The sequence below is a fragment of the Frankia sp. BMG5.60 genome (genome assembly GCF_059428125.1).
In genome coordinates this window covers 3,171,640-3,189,131 of record NZ_CM182091.1, presented here as the reverse complement: position 1 = coordinate 3,189,131, position 17,492 = coordinate 3,171,640, and the positions used below count along the sequence as shown (strand labels likewise).

Here is a 17,492-nt window from a genome sequence, read left to right as displayed (position 1 = left end):
CGGCGGTCGCCGGCGCGGTCAACACGGTGGAACCTCCCGGTGAACTGGTCGTGAGCTGGGGCACCACCATGATCAACCCGCTGCTCGTGGCGCTGGCGGTGCTGTCCCGGCCGCAGCGGGAGCGCTACGCTGCCGCCGGAATCGCGACGGTGGCCATGGTCGGCATCGTCGTCGGCCTCGGCTGCCGGTACGACCCGCTGGTGCTCGCCAGGCTGGCCGCCGCGGTGTACGCGCAGTGGATCATGCAGGTGCTGGTCACCATGTTCGGGCCGGTCCTGCGGGCCAGTGCGCAGGAGCGGGCGCGGGCCGACGACCTGGAGGCCGATCTGACCAGCCGGCGGGTGCTGGACCGCGCCGTCCGCCGGGACCGGCGCCGGCGGCTCGACGAGCTGGACGCGCGGTTCCTGCCGCTGCTGCGCGACATCGCCGCCGGCCGGAGCGATCCAAGCCGGCCCGAGGTGCGTGCCCTGTGCACGGCGCGTGCCCGGGCACTGCGCCGGGATCTCGTCGGTGCCGGCCTCGCCGCGCTGCGCGACCTGGCCGGTCCGATAGAGCAGGCGGAGGCCCGGGGCATCGCTGTCACCGTCCAGACGGACGGCGACCTGTTCGGGCTGCCCGAACCGGTGCATCGGGAGTTCCTCGTCCGGATCTCGGCGGTGCTGGCCGCCGTCCGGCAGGGGCCCGTGGTGCTCACCGGCTACCTCGGCGCCGCGCAGGCGAGCGTCTACCTCACCTACCCGGCCCGCCGCGTCCCGGCCCCGCGAGTCCTGCCTGCCGGGCCAGTCCTGCCGGTGCAGGGGACGTCGGCGGTCGACGCGCGGGTCGTCGGGCGGCTCGAGGGGCGGCGGGCCGGGGCGGCGGCGACGCCGAGACGACCCGTTCTCGCCGGGCCGACCCTGGCCGAGTTCGGCCGGGCGAGCGAGTTCGGCCCCGGCGGCTCGGGGCTGGTCCGCGCCGGCGGGACGATCGGCGAGGGCGTCGCCTGCATCGAGATGCACTGGTCCGCGACCATCGAGGCCAACCCCGCCGGCCCTGCCAACCCCGCCGGCCCTGCCAACCCCGCCGGCCCTGCCAGTCCCGCCGGCCCTGCCAACCCCGCCGGCCCTGCCAGTCCCGCCGGCCCTGCCAGTCCCGCCGACCCAGACCACCCCGCCGGCTTGGACGACCAGGCGACGGCCACCCCCGAGCGGATCGGCTCTGCCGGCGGGTCCGGCTCGATGGAGGGGCTCGACGGGTGCGACGGTGCCGGCGGGTCCGAGGGCCTCGGTGAATCCGATGGGGAGACGGTCAGCGCGTCACCGCGTGGTCGAACAGCCGGGTGGCGGCGGCGAGCGCCGCGCGCCGTTCGGCGGGAACGAGGCCGATCCGCGAACGGCGGTCCAGCAGGTCCGCCGGATCGAGCGCTCCCTCATGGCACACCGCGAACAGCAGCTCCGCCCCCGTGACCGGCACCCCGTCGACGATCGGCGCGAGCAGCCCGGGGTCGTCGTCGGCGACCGCGAGCACCCGCGGCGCCTCCGTGCCGTACCGCTCGACCAGCCGGCGCGGTGCCGCCACCGCGGCGAGCACCGATCGTGGCGCGGCGCCGACGAGCCCGAGCCGCCGGGTCCGGCAGGGGCCGGCGGTCAGCTCGCCGGCCGCGATGGCCGCGTCCACGGCATCGGCGGCCATCCGCCGGTAGGTCGTGAGCTTCCCGCCGACGACGGTGACCAGGCCGCCCGGATCGGTGTGGACGAGATGGCGCCGGGACAGGTCCGCGGTGCGCCCCAGGTGGGCGATGTCGGGTCGGGGAGGGCCGGCGGGTCGAGGGCGGTCGGCCCGGGGGTGGTCGTCGGGCCGAGGGTGGTCGTCGGGCCGGGGGCGGTCATCGAGAAGGGGGCGCAGCCCGGCGAACGTGCCGAGCAGGTCGGCGCGGTCCAGGGGCGCGGCGAGCACGGTCGACACGACGTCGACAAGCTCGGCGATCTCGCTGTCGTCGGGCTCGGGGACGTCGGTGATCCGATCGACCGGGACGTCTGTCAGCCCGACGTAGACCCGGCCGTCACCCTGCGGGAGCACCAGCGCGAACCGGTTGCGCTCACCGGGCATCGGCACGGACAGCGCCCCGCGGGCTCCCGCCAGGGCATCCGAGCGCAGTACCAGGTGTGTGCCGCGGCTGGGTCGCAGCCGGATGCCGGGCGTCAGGGCCGGGGCCCAGACGCCGGTGGCGTTCACGACGGTCCGGGCGCGCAGCCGGATCTCGTCCCCGGTGCGCTCGTCGCGGGCGGTCACCTCGAAGCCGCGGTGCCGGGCGGCCGTCGGTGCGCCGCCCGCCGAGCCGGGCCCGTCGATGTGCTCGACCCGAAGGCGGGTGAGGATCCGGGCGCCGTGGCCGGCGGCGGTGCGGGCCAGGGCGACGACGAGCCGCGCGTCGTCAACGAGCTGGCCGTCCCAGTACACCAGGCCGCCGCGCAGCCCGGTCTCCCGCAGCGCGGGGGCGAGGCCGAGGGTCTCCACCGCGGTCAGCCGGCGCGGCCCCGGCAGCACGGTGTGCGGGGTGCCGGCGGCGCGGCGCAGCACGTCGCCGATCCGCAGCCCGGTGTGCACCAACCCGGCCGCCGAGCGGGACACCTGTGGTGTCAGCGGGGTCACGATCGGCAGCGCCCGGACGAGGTGGGGGGCGGTGTGCCGCATCAGGATGTCGCGCTCCACGGCGCTCTCCCACGCCACCGCGACGTCGCCGCCGGCGAGGTAACGCAGCCCGCCGTGGACGAGCTTGGAGCTCCACCGGCTGGTGCCGAAGGCGAGGTCGTGGGCCTCGGCGAGCGCAACCGACAGGCCGCGTGACGCGGCGTCCAGGGCGACCCCGGCGCCGGTGACGCCGCCGCCGACCACCAGCACGTCGACCGGATCGCCGTCGACGGTGGCGGCCAGCTCCCGGTCGCGCCGCCGGGCGTCGAGGGAGGTGTTCCCCGGCGGGGCCGGCCAGCCGGCGGCCGTCATGGCGTCGCGCCCCGGGTCGGCCCGCCGGCACTCATGGCGCCCACGGCGGCGCTGACGGGTGGCGTGCCCGCGGCGTCGGGGGCGAGGTAGCCGCGCAGCAGGCGCCGCAGCTCGGCCGCCAGCGTCGCGGCCGGCACCGGACCGGCGAGGGCGCCCGCCGACAGCACGAAACTCTGCACGACGAGCAGCACCATGACCGCCAGCGCCGCCGGGTCCACCGGGCGCACCATGCCGTTGCGCGCGGCGGCGTCGAGCTGCCCGGTCAGCAGATCGATGATCATCTGCTGGGTGGCGCCGCGCCGCTCGGTCAGGTAGGGCAGCAGCAGCTCCGGGTCGGTCTCGATGATCCGCAGGTAGATCGGGTTCGTCCGGAACGCCTCCACGGTCGCGACGATGTGGTCGACGAGGTCGTCCAGATCGCCGCCGGACTCGGAGGCAGTCGGCTGCGTCGCCGCCGTGACCACCCGCGTCCACTCCCGGGTCATCACGTCGCCGACCAGCGAGCGCAGGTCCGGCCAGCGCCGGTAGAGGGTCATCCGGCTCACCCCGGCGCGGCGGGCGACCTCGGTCAGCGTGGTGCGGCGGACCCCGACCGCCAGCAGCGACGCCTTCGCCGCGTCGAGGACGGCGTCCTCGCCGGACCAGTGCACCGGACGACCCGGGGCCGCGGCGACGTCGGGGTGCCGGTCGGTGTCGGGGTGCCGGTCGGTGTCGAGCATCGTGCGGCCACCCTCCTGGTCGACTGCCGCGGTGGTGCACCGGGCGTCGCGGGGGCGCACCCGCCGCGGCTGTGCCATCGTGGAGTCGAGGCCTTGTGACAATGTTACTTCGACTGTCACACTGTCTCGTGCCGAAGTCCAGCGAGCCGGATCGAGCAGGCGAACCGAGGTGGGCGATGTCGAGCACCGACGAAGCGCGCAGGATCGGCTCGACCGAACCCGTCTGGTGGGGCTGGGGGCCCGCGTCCGCGCACGAGCCGCTGCCCGACGAGGTTCGTGGGCTGCTGGCCCAACTGGGCATCACCGCGCGGCCCACCGCGCCGGTCCGGCTCGACGAGGTGCGGCTGCCGCCGGCCCGGCTGCCCGCGGCGGCCCGGGACGCGCTGGCGACGATCGTCGGCTCGTGCCACGTCCACACGCACGACGAGGCGCGCATCCGCCACTGCCGCGGGAGGTCCACGACCGATCTGCTGCGCCTGCGCGCCGGCGACGCCTCGGCCGCGCCCGACGCGGTCGTGCTGCCCGCGGACCACGACGAGGTGCTCGCGGTGCTGCGCCTCGCGAGCCGGGAGCGCATCGTCGTCGTGCCGTTCGGCGGGGGCACCTCCGTCGTCGGCGGCCTCGAACCCGCCGGGCCCGCCGAACGGCCGGTGGTCGCCCTCGACCTGGCCAGGCTGGACGCGTTGGGCCGGGTGGACCGGGAGTCCGGCACCGCCGAGCTCGGCGCCGGGCTGCGCGGTCCGCGGGCGGAGGCGCTGCTCGCCGAGCACGGTCTGACCCTCGGGCACGTCCCGCAGTCCTGGGAGTACGCCACCATCGGCGGCTTCGCCGCCACCCGGTCCAGCGGCCAGGCGTCCGCGGGCTACGGCGGCTTCGACGACCTGGTCGTTGGGCTGCGGGTGGCGACCCCGGTCGGCTCCTGGGAGCTCGGCCGGGCGCCGGCCTCCGCGGCCGGGCCGGACCTGCGCGAGCTGCTGCTCGGCTCCGAGGGCGCCTTCGGCGTCATCACGCAGGTGGTGGCGCGGGTCCGGCCGCTGCCGGCGCGGCGGATCTTCGAGGGCTGGTCGGTGCCGGACTTCGCGACCGGGACGCGACTGCTACGCACCCTCGCGGCGGGCGACCTGCGGCCCACCGTCTGCCGCCTGTCCGACGAGACCGAGACCGTCGGGGGCCTCGCCCGTCCGCCGCGTCAGGGTGGGCCGGCGGCAGCGACCGGCCAGGCGGTGGAGACGGGGCCGACGGCGGCGACCGGGGTCGCCGCAGCGACCGGGACCGTCGCGGCGACCGGGGCCGATGTGGCGGACGGTCCCCCGGGCGGCTGCCACCTCGTGACCGGGTACGAGGGGTCCGGGCCGGCGGTCGAGCGGCGCGCCGCCGAGGTCGCGGGGGTGCTGCTGGCCGGTGGCGCGCGGCGGCTGGACGCCGCGGCCGGCCCCGCCTGGGAACGGGGCCGGTTCCGGGCGCCCTACCTGCGCGACGCCCTGCTCGACCTGGGGATCTTCGCCGAGACGCTGGAGACCGCGGGGTTCTGGGCCACCCTGCCGGCGCTCTACGCGGGCGTGCGTGCGGCGCTGATCGGCTCGCTCGGTGCGGCGGGGCTGTCGCCGGTGGTGATGTGCCATATCTCCCACCTGTACGAGACCGGGGCCTCGCTCTACTTCACCGTGGTGTGCGCGCAGGGCGTGGACCCGATCGGAAGCTGGCGGGCGGCGAAGGCGGCGGCCGGCGACGCGATCGTCGCCGCGGGCGGCACGATCACCCATCACCACGCCGTCGGCACCGAGCACCGCCCCTGGCTCGGCGCCGAGATCGGCGGCCTCGGCGTCGACGTGCTGCGCGCGGTGAAGCGCACCCTCGACCCCGCCGGAATTCTCAACCCGGGGATCCTCGTCGCCTGACCGCACCCGGCCGCCCGCGAGCTCGTCCGGCCGTCGGCCTGCGCACGGGCTCTGCCGCTTGTCCGGAGGCTCCACCTGCTTCGCCGGAGGTCCTCGCTGTCCGATTAATCCCTCTGGATAGGCGGCTAATCCCTCTGGATGGGCAGCGCGACCTGGAGCGACTCGTGCGTCACCCCCGGCTGGGCTACCCCGGATCGCGGGTAGGCAGAAGGCATGGAGACCTTTGGTGCGGTCATCATCGCTCTGCTGCTCCTGCTTATCCCCGTGATCATCGTCAGTGCCGCCCTCGGGTGGGCCTACGCGCGCTGCGCACCCCTGCGGGCCGCCAACGCGGTTCAGGCCGCCCGGGACGAGCGCGCCCGAACCTGACCCGTCCCGCCGCGGCCGATCTGGCCATCCCCGACATCTCCCGCCGCCGCCTCGGCCAGGATGTGGGCATGAGCAGCACCGCGCCGCGCGAGCCGGATGCGTCCGAGCCGCCGACGCGCGGCCTCGTCGTGATCGGGCCGGGGACGAGCTTCGGCGTCGAGCTGATGCGCCGGTACGGGCGGGAGGGCTTCGCGCTCGGGGTCGTCTCCCGCTCCGCCGACACCCTCACCCGGGTGCGTGACGCGCTGGCGGAGGAGGGGCTCACGGTGGCCGGCGGGGTCGCGGACGTCACCGACTCCGCCGCGCTCGCCGGCGCGGTCGAGCGGGTGTCCGCCGAGATCGGCGGACTCACCGTGCTCGTCTACAACGCCAAGCTCAGCATCCGCGGGGCCGCGCTCACGGTGCCGGCCGAGACGATGAACCAGACGCTTGCGGTGAACGTCACCGGGGCGCTTGCCGCCGTGCAGGTGGCCGCCGGGCTGCTCGACGACCGGGTGGCCGCGACGATCCTGCTCACCACGGCGAGCCCGCGCACCGAACCGGTGGCCGGCCGCTTCGCGCTGGCCGTCGGCAAGGCGGGGCTGACCGCGCTCGCCGAGGCGCTGCGCCCGACGCTGGCCGCCCGCGGGATCCGGCTGCGCACGGTCGTCCTCGACGGGCGGGTGAGCCCGGCGGGCCCGCTTCGTCCCGCCGAGGTCGCGGACCACTTCTGGCAGGCGTTCGCGGCGCCGCGCGGCGACGTGTTCCGCCTGGCACCGGTCAGACGGGACACCGCGGTGGCGCAGCTCCCGCTGGAGGTGTGAGCTGTGGGAACCGGACCGTGCCGGACCAGCATCGAAGGTGCCTGTTCCGGCTCGCTTCGGGTGAAGGTCGGTAATCCGACAAGCCTGATCCGGGGATGATCGGACCCGCGGGCCTGCCGGACGCGCGTAACGTGCGACGATCCGGCAGAGCTTGGTGCATGACAGCCGCCAGGCGGAAGACCACACAGCGACGGCGTGCTCCGGCGCGGTACTGGCAGGAGATGGTCCGGTGAACGACGGACGCGACGGTGACGGGCAGGCGGCGGACAGCACGCACGTGATGCCCGCCGACGGTGAGGGGACGCGGTCGGCGGGCGCGGCGCCGGCGGCGGGGCAGCGCGCTGCCCGACCAGGGGCGCCGTCCGGGCCGCCGCCGCCCGCCGAGTCGTTCCGGCCGTCGGGTCCGCCCCCGCCGGCCGAGTCGTTCCGGCCGGTACGCCCGATGGACGCCGCCGGCTCCGGACCCCACGCCCGACCCGTCCCCGCCGCCGGACCCACCGTCGCCGCCGGCCGGGACGCCGACCCCCGACGGGGCGCTGACCCGCGATCGGGTGCTGACCCGCGGTCGGGCGCCGGCTCCCGGCCGGGGGGCGATCAGCCCGCCGCCGCGCCGACGACGAGCACGGCGGCCGTGCGCCGTCGAGGTGAGGCCGGGCCCGGCTGGTCCGACCCCGAGGGCGCCGCCGACGGCACGATGATCATCGGTCGGAGCGGCGTCGCCGCCGCCGGCCAACCGTGGCCGGGTTCGACCCGACCCGAGGATCCCCAGTCCGGGTATCCACAGTCCGGGTATCCACAGTCCGGGTACGCGCAGCCCGGCTATGCCCAGACTGCCTACGACCAGGCCGGCTACGGGCAGCAGTCCGCCCATGACCAGGGGTCCGGGGCGGCGATCGGCCAGGACGGGCCGGCCGGCGCCGGCGGGACCGCCCGGGACGGGTTCGGTGCCGGCGGGCCGCCGGCCGGTGCCACCGCCGCCGCCACCGCGAAGCCGCCACGGCGGCGCCGGCGAGGTCGGCTGCTGGCGATCGTGCTGGTCGTGCTGGTCGTGTTGTTCGTCGTGGGCGACCGGGTCGGCGTGGTGATCGCCAAGGGGCAGATGCGCAAACAGGTCGAGGCGTCCGTCGCCGAGAACCTCAAGCCCGGCGACCCGGTGCCGAAGGTGACGAGCGTCAGCATCGGCGGGTTCCCCTTCATCACCCAGGTGCTGTTCGGCAAGTTCACCGACATCGGCGTCGGGATCGACGGCATCCCGACCCCCGGGCCGAAGATCTCCTCGGTGAAGGCGCATCTCAAGGGCGTGCACGTGCCGCTCGGGGACGCCCTCACCGACAACGTGGGGAAGGTCCCTGTCGACGACGTGCGGGCCACCGTCGGCATCACCTACGCCGACCTGAACGCCTTCCTCGCGAAGCAGGCGGTCAAGTTCCAGGTCAAGCCGGTGGACGGTGGGAAGAAGGTCGAGCTGAGCGGCACCACCGACGCCCTCTTCGGGCTGGGCAGCACGCAGATCGGCGGCATCACCACGTTCGAGGTCAACGACAACCAGCTCACCCTGGTGCCGTCCGAGCTGTCGGTTCAGGGCGGCCTGAACTTCAGCATCCCCTTCCAGTTCAAGATCCCGATCCCGATCCCGGTGTCCGGTCTGCCGTTCCACCTGCGGATAGTCAAGGCGTCGACGAACGCCACCGGGCTGTCGCTTACCGCGACGGCCAAGGACGTCGTTCTTCCGGCATCCTGACCGGCCTGCCGATGACCATGCCCACCCGGAACCCGATCTTCCCCGGGCGGGCATGATTCCGGCCACATTCCCGGTGCCGTCCTGGGCGGCGTCACCGGCCCGAGCACGCGGGCGCCCGCTGCTTCGGCGCGGCCGCGGGCGTGGACCCGGTCCGTCCGCGGTCGTCCGGCGGCCCGTTCTGGGCGGGTGGGCGCGGGTCGGCCTGCCGCCGTCACAGGGCGCGCACCCAGGTATTTCCTGGACGCGAAGCGAGCGGCTGCGGTCGCGGTGGGGTCGCCATGTGGACCGGTTGTGTGCGGACGGTCAGGTGCTGGGAGCCGTCCGGATCCCCCCCAGGTCGGATCGGCGACAGATGCCACTCCCGAGGACCACCAGCCGGCATTCTCATAGGGTGCCGCACGGGAGTCGCGCGTCGTCACCGTCGCCCCCGTGGCACGGTCGCCGCGGAAGCGGCCCGACTGGGCCGACGGCGGAGAAGGTCCGTGCAGGACAGCCGGCATATCGAAGGATCAAGAGGCGGCAGGAAATCGAGAGATGTCCAGAGGTCGAATGCGACGGCGGGAACGCCGTTCGGCTGGCCGGTCAACCGTCACCCGGGGTGGATCAAGGTCATCCCTCGACGCTACGATCGGACATCCGGCATGATCGGTCAACCCGCGTGACCGCTCGGCGTGGCATCACCGGTCACCCCGGTGGCGCCGCTCGAAGCGGTGGCATCGCTCGGCTTGGTGACACGACCTGGCGTAGTTACAAGGTGGAGTTCGGCGGGACAACCCGGCCAGCGTCCCGTCGCGAAGGGGGAAACACGTGCAGACGACCTTCCTGAGAGTCGTCACCGAGGCCGGTGCGGCCACCGTGCCCGCCGAGGCCCAGTTCATCATCGGCCGTGCCCGGACCGCCGACTACGTCATCGCCGACAGCCGGGTCTCTCGCCGTCACCTCCTCCTCGAACAGGCCGGCAGCGGCTGGGTCGTCCGCGACATCAGCTCCAACGGCACCTGGATCGACGGGCAGCGGATGCCCGAGTCCGTGCCGGTGCACGACGAGGTGCGGCTGCGGCTGGGGACTCCCACGGGCCCCGAGGTCGTCGTCCACCCCGAGTTCCCGCAGGGGCGCGGCCCGGTCGACGAGCCGGCCTACGACCCCGGCTACGACATGCAGACGATGCTGCCCAACGCCGCCGGCTACAGCCCGCCGCGGCCCACCTCGGGGCGGGGCAGCCGGGGCCACCAGGCGCCGACGAGCCCGGCGCAGCGCGGGCGCGACTACGACGACTACGACGACCGCCGCCGCGACGACCGCGCCGGCGGCTCCACCAGCCTCGAGCAGGAGCACGAGCGGCGCACCACCTACCGCCTGCGCCAGGGCACGATGTCGATCGGCCGCGCCCGGGACAACGACATCGTCATCACCGACCTGCTCGCCTCCCGCCGGCACGCCGAGCTCTACATCGGCCGGTCGGGCCTGCAGATCGCCGACCTCGACTCGGCCAACGGCGTGTTCGTCAACGGCCGCCGGATCAACCGGACGGAGGTCGGCCAGGGCGACGTCATCGCCGTCGGTCACCACGTCTTCCAGCTCGAGGGCGACCAGCTCGTCGAGTACATCGACTCCGGTGACGTCAGCTTCGAGGCCGACGCCCTGAACGTCTGGGCCGGCCAGAAGCAGCTCATGCACGACATGACGTTCAAGCTGCCCGGCCGGGCGCTGCTCGGCGTCGTCGGGCCCTCGGGCGCCGGCAAGTCGACCCTGCTCAACGCCCTGACCGGGTTCCGGCCCGCGGACAAGGGGACCGTCCGCTACGCCGGTCGTGACCTGTACTCCGAGTACGACGAGCTGCGGCGCCGCATCGGCTACGTGCCGCAGGAGGACCTGCTGCACACCTCGCTCACCGTCCGCAAGGCCCTGGAGTACGGCGCCGAGCTGCGCTTCCCGCCGGACGTCACGAAGGCGGAGCGGCGCACCCGCGTCGACGAGGTCCTCGCCGAGCTCGGCCTCACCCAGCACGCGAACACCCAGGTGTCGCGGCTGTCCGGCGGCCAGCGCAAGCGGACGTCGGTGGCGCTGGAGCTGCTGACCCGGCCGACCCTGCTGTACTTGGACGAGCCGACCTCCGGTCTCGATCCGGGCATGGACAAGAACGTCATGGAGTCGCTGCGCAGCCTGGCGGACGACGGCCGGACGGTCATCGTGGTCACCCACAGCGTCGCCCAGCTCGACCTGTGCGACTACATCCTGGTCCTGGCTCCGGGTGGGTACGTCGCCTACTTCGGGCCGCCCCAGGACGCGCTGTCCTTCTTCGGCAAGCGCGACTACCCGGACGTCTTCCTCACCCTGGAGGCGACGCCCGGCGCCGAGTCGGCGGCTCGCTTCCGCAACTCGCGCTACTACGTTCCGGCGTCGATCACCGCCCCGTCGGCGCGGCCGGCGCCCGAGGAACTGCCCTCTCTGCGTCAGCAGTCGGTGATCTCTCAGCTCATCACGCTGAGTCGTCGAACCATGGGCGTTGTGGCGTCGGACAAGTCCTACCTACGGTTGATCATCGCGTTCCCGTTCCTGCTGGGGCTGATACCCAGAGCCATCGGCGGGAACTTCGAGCTGACCGCCGAGCAGGCCAAACAGTTCTCGCCGAACTCCGACGGACCGACGATTCTGCTGATCATGGTGCTCTGTGCCTGTTTCATGGGCATGGCGAACTCGGTCCGCGAGATCGTCAAGGAACGGGCGATCTATCGCCGAGAGAGAGCCATCGGCCTGTCCCGCACGGCGTACATCGGGTCGAAGGTCCTCGTCCTGATCCTGATCACGGTGGCGCAGTCGATCCCGTTCACGTTGATCGGGCTGGCCGGGCGAACACCCAAGGCGGGGCTCATCCTCGGCAACTCGCTGCTGGAGATGCTCATCGCGGTGATCGTGGTGTCGCTGGCCTCGGCGATGCTCGGTCTGGTGATCTCGGCGCTGGTCGACAACGCCGACAAGACGATGCCCCTGCTCGTCCTGATCACGATGGCCCAGTTGATCTTCAGCGGTGGCATCGTGCCGGTCAAGGGCACCGCTGGCCTGGAGCAGGTCGCCTACATCGCGCCGGCGCGCTGGGGGTTCGCGTCGATGTCGTCGATCGCCGACATGAACCGCATCACCCTCGCCGGAGTCCTACGCCCGGACGGCTCCAAGAAGCTGATCAACCCGAAGGCCGTCGTCGACCCGTTCTACGACCACACCGCGTCGGCCTACCTCACCGACATCATCGCCGGCGCCGCGATCGGCATCCTCTTCATCGTCATCGTCTCGATGCTGATCCGCCGCATGGACCCCAAGACCGTCAAGCGCGCCCCCGCCACCCCCGTCAGCGGCCCCCCGCGCTGAGCCGCTGCCCCGCCGCCAGCCCCGGCTCGCGGCGGCGGGCCGCTCGCTGGCTGGTCGCCTCGCTGATCCGCGCCAACAGCGGCCGCCCCGACCGCGCGCGGGGTGGTGTGCGTGGGAACGGCGACATCTGTCTCTTCCACAGGGATAAATCGGACGTCGAACCCTGTGGAAGAGACAGATGGGCGCTCTCCCACGCATCGGCCGCCGACGCACCCGCCGTCCGATCGGCGGAAGAGTTCTAGCCGGGGCCGTCGCGGCGGGCGGCGTCGCGCAGCGCGGCGGCGACGGTCACCGTCAGGCGCCGCGACCCGACGGTCACATCCCGCCAGGTGAACCGCAGAACTTCCCAGCCGAGCCGCACCAGCTCGTTCTGGCGGAAGCGATCGCGATGCAGGGCATCGGGCTCACCATGGGGACCGACGCCGTCCGCCTCGACCGCCAGCCGAGATGACGGCCAGGCGAAGTCGAGGCGGGCGACGAGACGGCGGGTCAGCGGGTCGTGGACCGGCCACTGCAGTTCTTCGGGCAGCAGGCCGGCGTCGCCGAGCAGCAGCCGTAGGCGCGTCTCGAGTGGAGACTCCGCCCGTCCGTCGATCCGTGTCCACCAGTCCCGGGCACGGCCACCGTGCCTGCGAGCGTCCACCCGGCCTCGTAGGTCGAGCAGGTCGACCTCGGTCAGCAGTCGTCTGTGCATCATGGCGTCGAGCACGCAGACGAACACCTCCCGTTCGCACAGAAGCGCGAGATCTTCGAGCGTCCGGGAGATCGAACTGGTAGGCAGACCAGCGAGATCGACGACCTCTGAGTCGCCCAGTGTCATCCGATGCCGGCGGTAACCGCGACGCTGGCGGGGGCCGTCGGCACCGGGCAAGGTGACGTCCACCGGTTCCTCCGGCCGGCGTCTGGAGAGTCCGGGCAGGCCGTGCAGTCGCGCGGCGGTCAGCCCGCAGATCGTGCCGCCGACGACCGCGTGCACCGCCCGCGCGTGGGCTCGCACCTCGTCGCGGACGGGTGGGACGACCAGTGCCCCGCGGATCGGTGCCGTCCAGCCGCGCTGGCGCAGTCGCAGCGTGATCGCGCCATCCGACATGCCGAGCCGGCGAGCGTCCCGGCGCAGGACCACGTCATCCTGTCGGCGAGCCAGCGCGACAACTCTCTCCTCGGACTGGATCACGCCCCTGAGTGTCGGCCGGGACGCCGCCGCCGGGCCCGACCGATTCGCCACCTGTGGACAACCCGAGGGCCTGGGAGACCGACTATCCTCGCCTGACCAGAGGCTTCCGTGTCCCGTTCGTCCCTCTGAAGGGCAAGGACGAGGCGGCAGCGGAGAAGGCGGGCGCTGGGCTAACCGGCGTTCCAGCGGGCGTGGCCGTTGAAGCCGCCGAGGGTGGTGAGCTGGCGGTCGCCGGCGGCGGGGTCGTTCGGGTTGAGGACGAAGAGCTGGCGGGCGTTGGGGTTGTTCGGGTCGCGCTGGCCGGAGAAGACGATGCGGCCGTCGGGGCCGAAGGCGGGGTCCTGGTCGTCGCCGCGCGCGTGGGTGAACTGGCGGACGTCGGAGCCGTCCGAGTTCATCTCGAAGATCTCCAGGTCGCCGTTCTGCCGCCGGGTGAACGCGATCTGGTCGCCGTTCGGTGACCAGACCGGGTCGGAGTCGGTGGTGAGCGTGTCGTTGATCACCGGCGTCGCCTCGGCGTTGGGCTGGACCGGGATCACCACGATGAACCCGCGGTCGCCGCCGGTCTTGTTGGACCAGTAGGCGATCCGCTCGCTGTCCGGCGACCAGGCCGGGTCGGTCGCCTGCGGCTTCGCGTTGAGCCGCTGGACGGTCGAGCCGTCCAGCTTGACCACGTACAGGCCGAGGTTCGGCGCGCCGGTCCCGTCGGTGCTCGAGCGGACGACCAGGAACTTGCCGTCCGGGGAGAGGGACGGCCGGGCATCGTCGGCGATCGTCAGGTTCGCCGCCGGGCCGGAGGTGAACAGTTGCACGGGCTTGCCGGTGCCGTCGGCGGCGATCGCCTGCAGCGTGTTCGGGCTGCCCTTCTTGAAGAAGACGACCGTCTTCCGGTCGCCGGAGATGGCCGGCAGCATGTCGTTGTCCGGGCCGGTGAGCAGCGGCTTGTCGTTCTGGAGGCCGCCGTCGCCGGTGACGTCGCCCCGGAACAGGTCGTAGTTGCCGTTGCGGTTGGAGGCGTAGACGAGGGTGTCGCGGCTCAGCGACTCGGCCGAGCGGGGCACCGTGAACGCCGCCGGCTGCGCGGACGCCACCGCGGTGGCGGCGGGCTTGGCGGTGCTGCCCGTTTCGCCGGACTTGCCGTCGTTGCCGCCGGAGGTCAGGGCGAGGATGCCGGCGAGGATCGCGCCCACCACGACGACGCCGCCGCCGACGAGCAGCGGCCCGCGGTTCCTGCGCCCGCGGGCGCCCGCGCCGGACGGCGATCCCGGACCGCCGCTCCCGCCGGGCCCACCCGGCCAGGACGGCCCGCCGGCCTCGGCGCCGACCCGGGTGGGGGACTGGCCGGCAACGGTCCCGTCGCCCGCCGTCCGCGGCGGCGCCGGCACGCCGAGGCCGGTCGGCAGCCGGGTCGGGGCGTCGGGGTCGGCCGTGTACCCGGCGGCACCCGCCCATGCCCCCGCCGCCCCTGCCGCAGCCGCGGCCACTCCGCGCCCGCCGACGTCCGCTGCCGGTCCGGTGCCCACGGGGCCTGCCGTCGGGTTCCCGGTCCCCGGCCCGGTGGCGCCGGGGGCGGGCAGGTTCCAGCCCTGCAGGACGTTGGTGACGTCCTGCGGGTCCACCGCGGCGGCGGCGTCCGGGCCGGTGCCGGCGGGGTCGCCGAGCAGGCGCAGCATGAGCTGCTGCGCGCTCGGCCGGGTGGTCGGGTTCTTGCGCATCGCGAGCCAGACGATCGGGCGCAGGGCCGGGTCGACGTCGTCGAGGCGCGGCTCCTCGTGCAGCGCCCGGTAGAGCAGCACCTGGGCGGAGGCGTCGCCGAACGGGTAGTGGCCGGTGGCGGCGAAGGCGACCAGGCCGCCCCACGCCCAGATGTCCACCGCCGAGGTGATCGGCTGACTCTCGATCTGCTCGGGGGACATGAAGGCGGGCGTGCCGAGCTGCTGCAGGTCGCCGGTCAGGCCGCTGCCGGCGTCCACGGCCCGGGCGATCCCGAAGTCGATCACGCGGGGGCCGAAGGGGGAGAGGATGACGTTGGCGGGCTTGAGGTCGCGGTGCACGATCCCGGCGCTGTGGATGGCGGTGAGCGCCGCGGCGACGCCGACCGCGAGCTGCTCCAGGTTGGCGTCGGCGAGCGGGCCGTTGCGCTGGACGTAGCGCGCCAGCGTCTCGCCCTCGATGAACTCGGTGACGAGGTAGGGCCACTCGGCGTCGGGGTCGGCGTCGAGGACCTCGGCGGTGCAGACCCGGGCGACGCGCCGGGCCGTCTCCGCCTCCAGCCGGAACCGAGCCCGGAACTCGGGGTTGCCAACCGCCTCCGTCCGGATCACCTTGATCGCGACGAGCCGGCCCTTCTCCGAGCGTCCCAGGTAGACCATGCCCATGCCGCCCTGGCCGAGCTTGCCCAGCAGCGTGTACGAGCCGAGCTCGCGGGGGTCGTCCGGGCCGAGCGGAACGGCGCGCGCCGCCACATCAGCATCCGATGACGCCATCGACCTGTACCCCTGCCTGCCACGTGTCGGCCGCGGTCCGGGCGGGGCGACGCGCTGGGCGCGGGCCCGCCGGTGTCGCGCACCGACTCTTGATCGATCATGGTGTCCCCGACCCGCCGGCACGGCGGATCACGTGGGAAAATCTTAGGTGAGTGTCCCCTGTTGCAGGACTGTCGGGGCTCCGACTCCCCTTACGGCCTGGTTGTCAGCGGATTGACAGGGTTCGGGTCGGTCTCGGGCGGTTCCCTACGCCCCGGTTGTGTCATGGTCGTCGCAACGAGATCTTGACGCGAGGGCGAGATCTGGACGCGAGGAAGGCACCACATGGCGAGGATGGCCGGCCAGACCGCCCGGGTGGCCCAGACTGTTTCGGCAGCTCGGGCAGCTCGGGCAGCTCGGGCAACCGGGGCAGCTCGGGCAACCGGGGCAGCCCGGGCACCTCGGGTGGCTCGGGTCGCCGGCGCGCTGGGCTGCGCGGCGGCGTTGCTCGCCCTGGCCGCCTGCTCGGGCGGCGACCACCGCGGCGACGGCCGGTCTCGGGACGCAACCCGGACGGCGAAGTCCGACCCGGACCTCCTCCGTAGCGGCGCGCAGGCCCGTTCGGCGACGCCGACCGGCAGCGGCGGGGCTGCCGCGGCGCCGGTGTGGGGCTTCGCCAGCGTCACACCCGCCGGCGCCCCGGAGTCCCCGCCGGCGGCGGTTCCGTCGGCGGAGACCGCGCCCACGGCGGTTCCGTCGGCACAGAGCGCCGGGAGTTGGCGCACTGCCGGTGGGCCGGGCGCCGCCGCGCAGGTCACGGTCGTGCGGCGGCAGACCGGCGGCTACCGGGTCACCTTCCCCAACATCGCCGTGGCCGCCGGGCGCGGCGCCGCGATCGTGACCGCGCTGGACCCTGCCGGGGCAGCCGTCCCTGCCACCGCGCCGGTCGTCTCCTGCCACGTCGTGCGCTGGGGCGCCGCCGGCCGGGACGAGCAGGTCGATCTGACCTGCCGCGACGCCGCCGGGGCGCCGGCCGATTCCGCCTTCACCGCGCTGTTCACCCACGTGCCGGACACCGCGTCGGTGACCCCGACTCAGCCCGCATCCCCGGTCAGTACGGCGCCTGTGATCAGCGCGGCGCCCCCGGTCACCGCGTCGCCCCCGGTCACCGCGGCGCCCCCGGTCACCGCGTCGTTCCCGGTCACCGCGTCGCCGTCTCCGTCGTCGGGCGGGGCGTACGCCTACCTCCGGTCCGACGCCGCGTCGGCCGCCACCTCCCGCCCGACGAACGCCTACAGCGTCAGCGGGCCGGGCACGATCGAGGTCCACCGGGTCGGCGCCGGGCACTACACGATCGACCTGACCGGGCCTGCGTTCGCGAAGAACGGCAACAACCTGCAGGTCAACGCGACTGGCGATGGTCCCATCGGGTGCAACGCCCTCGGCCGGGTGGTGAAGAAGGACCGCCAGTCGGTGTTCGTCGGCTGCGCGCGTGGGTCGGTGTGGACGGACAGCCCGTTCGTGTTGCTTTACACCAGCGGCCACGCGCTCATCCCGACCGGCGCGGCCAGCTTCGGCCACGCGTTCACCGGTGTCACCCGTCCGGGCGGGCCGATCCAGCAGGTCCCGCCGGGCCCGCCGGTGAACGCCTGGGCCTGGTATTCGGCGAACAGCACCGGGGCCACGAACCAGATCAGCCGGGTCGGGGTCGGCCGCTACCTGGTGAGCTTCCCCGGTGTCTCGCGGACCTCGAGTTCGCTTCAGGTGACCCCCTACGGCGAGCCCACCGCCCGCTGCGCCGCGGACGAACTCCCGGTCGCCGCGGTCGCCGGGGGTGCACCCACGGCTGTCACGGTGGCCGTGCGCTGCGTCGACGCCGCCGGGCGTCCCGCCGACAGCTACGCCAGCGTCGCCTACGTCAGTGCCCCCGGCCCCACGACCCCCTGAACCCCGCCCCGCCCCACCCGAACCGCTG

At 74.1% G+C, this 17,492-nt stretch carries 10 protein-coding genes; 6 read left to right on the top strand and 4 right to left on the bottom strand.

All coding sequences use genetic code 11. The features are described from left to right. Nucleotides 1–1,287 precede the first annotated feature (1,287 nt). Entirely contained in the window at nt 1,288–2,982 is a 1,695-nt protein-coding gene (locus AC5R91_RS12720) for a glycerol-3-phosphate dehydrogenase/oxidase (RefSeq protein WP_495397360.1), read from the bottom strand. Further along, nucleotides 2,979–3,779 (bottom strand): TetR/AcrR family transcriptional regulator, encoded by an 801-nt coding sequence (locus AC5R91_RS12715; RefSeq protein ID WP_495397359.1) that lies wholly within the window; start codon nt 3,777–3,779, stop codon nt 2,979–2,981. The genes AC5R91_RS12720 and AC5R91_RS12715 overlap by 4 nt, the downstream gene beginning before the upstream one ends. Nucleotides 3,780–3,877: 98 nt before the next feature. Between AC5R91_RS12715 and AC5R91_RS12710 the strand changes: the two genes are divergently transcribed. The 5 genes from AC5R91_RS12710 (at nt 3,878) to AC5R91_RS12690 (ending at nt 11,878) form a co-directional block, all read left to right on the top strand. Next, the gene (locus AC5R91_RS12710; protein ID WP_495397358.1) at nt 3,878–5,599 is read left to right on the top strand and encodes an FAD-binding oxidoreductase; all 1,722 of its coding nucleotides are present in this window, start codon (nt 3,878–3,880) and stop codon (nt 5,597–5,599) included. 213 nt (nt 5,600–5,812) lie between these two features. After that, the gene (locus AC5R91_RS12705; protein ID WP_495397357.1) at nt 5,813–5,968 is read left to right on the top strand and encodes a hypothetical protein; all 156 of its coding nucleotides are present in this window, start codon (nt 5,813–5,815) and stop codon (nt 5,966–5,968) included. 68 nt (nt 5,969–6,036) lie between these two features. After that, on the top strand, nt 6,037–6,771 hold the full coding sequence (locus tag AC5R91_RS12700; RefSeq protein ID WP_495397356.1) for an SDR family NAD(P)-dependent oxidoreductase: 735 nt from the start codon (nt 6,037–6,039) through the stop codon (nt 6,769–6,771). 229 nt (nt 6,772–7,000) lie between these two features. Beyond that, nucleotides 7,001–8,512 carry an LmeA family phospholipid-binding protein gene (locus tag AC5R91_RS12695; protein WP_495397355.1) on the top strand — a complete coding sequence of 504 codons (1,512 nt, stop codon included), beginning with the start codon at nt 7,001–7,003 and terminating at the stop codon, nt 8,510–8,512. 807 nt (nt 8,513–9,319) lie between these two features. Continuing rightward, a complete protein-coding gene (locus AC5R91_RS12690; RefSeq protein ID WP_495397354.1) occupies nt 9,320–11,878 on the top strand; it encodes an FHA domain-containing protein in 2,559 nt (852 codons plus the stop codon). 238 nt (nt 11,879–12,116) lie between these two features. Here AC5R91_RS12690 and AC5R91_RS12685 read toward each other — a convergent pair whose 3' ends face one another. Then, complete coding sequence (locus AC5R91_RS12685; protein WP_495397353.1) at nt 12,117–13,052, bottom strand: endonuclease domain-containing protein; 936 nt, start codon at nt 13,050–13,052, stop codon at nt 12,117–12,119. A gap of 170 nt (nt 13,053–13,222) precedes the next feature. After that, a complete protein-coding gene (locus AC5R91_RS12680) occupies nt 13,223–15,538 on the bottom strand; it encodes a protein kinase domain-containing protein (protein ID WP_495397352.1) in 2,316 nt (771 codons plus the stop codon). A gap of 444 nt (nt 15,539–15,982) precedes the next feature. On the opposite strand from AC5R91_RS12680, the gene AC5R91_RS12675 reads away from it, so the two are divergent. After that, entirely contained in the window at nt 15,983–17,464 is a 1,482-nt protein-coding gene (locus tag AC5R91_RS12675; RefSeq protein ID WP_495397351.1) for a hypothetical protein, read from the top strand. The last annotated feature ends 28 nt before the right edge of the window (nt 17,465–17,492 follow it).

What these genes read in the sequence shown, in the direction of transcription:
- AC5R91_RS12720 (WP_495397360.1), bottom strand. Translation starts at nt 2,982, where the DNA reads ATGACGGCCGCCGGCTGGCCGGCCCCGCCGGGGAACACCTCCCTCGAC.
- AC5R91_RS12715 (WP_495397359.1), bottom strand. Translation starts at nt 3,779, where the DNA reads ATGGCACAGCCGCGGCGGGTGCGCCCCCGCGACGCCCGGTGCACCACC.
- AC5R91_RS12710 (WP_495397358.1), top strand. Translation starts at nt 3,878, where the DNA reads ATGTCGAGCACCGACGAAGCGCGCAGGATCGGCTCGACCGAACCCGTC.
- AC5R91_RS12705 (WP_495397357.1), top strand. Translation starts at nt 5,813, where the DNA reads ATGGAGACCTTTGGTGCGGTCATCATCGCTCTGCTGCTCCTGCTTATC.
- AC5R91_RS12700 (WP_495397356.1), top strand. Translation starts at nt 6,037, where the DNA reads ATGAGCAGCACCGCGCCGCGCGAGCCGGATGCGTCCGAGCCGCCGACG.
- AC5R91_RS12680 (WP_495397352.1), bottom strand. Translation starts at nt 15,538, where the DNA reads ATGGCGTCATCGGATGCTGATGTGGCGGCGCGCGCCGTTCCGCTCGGC.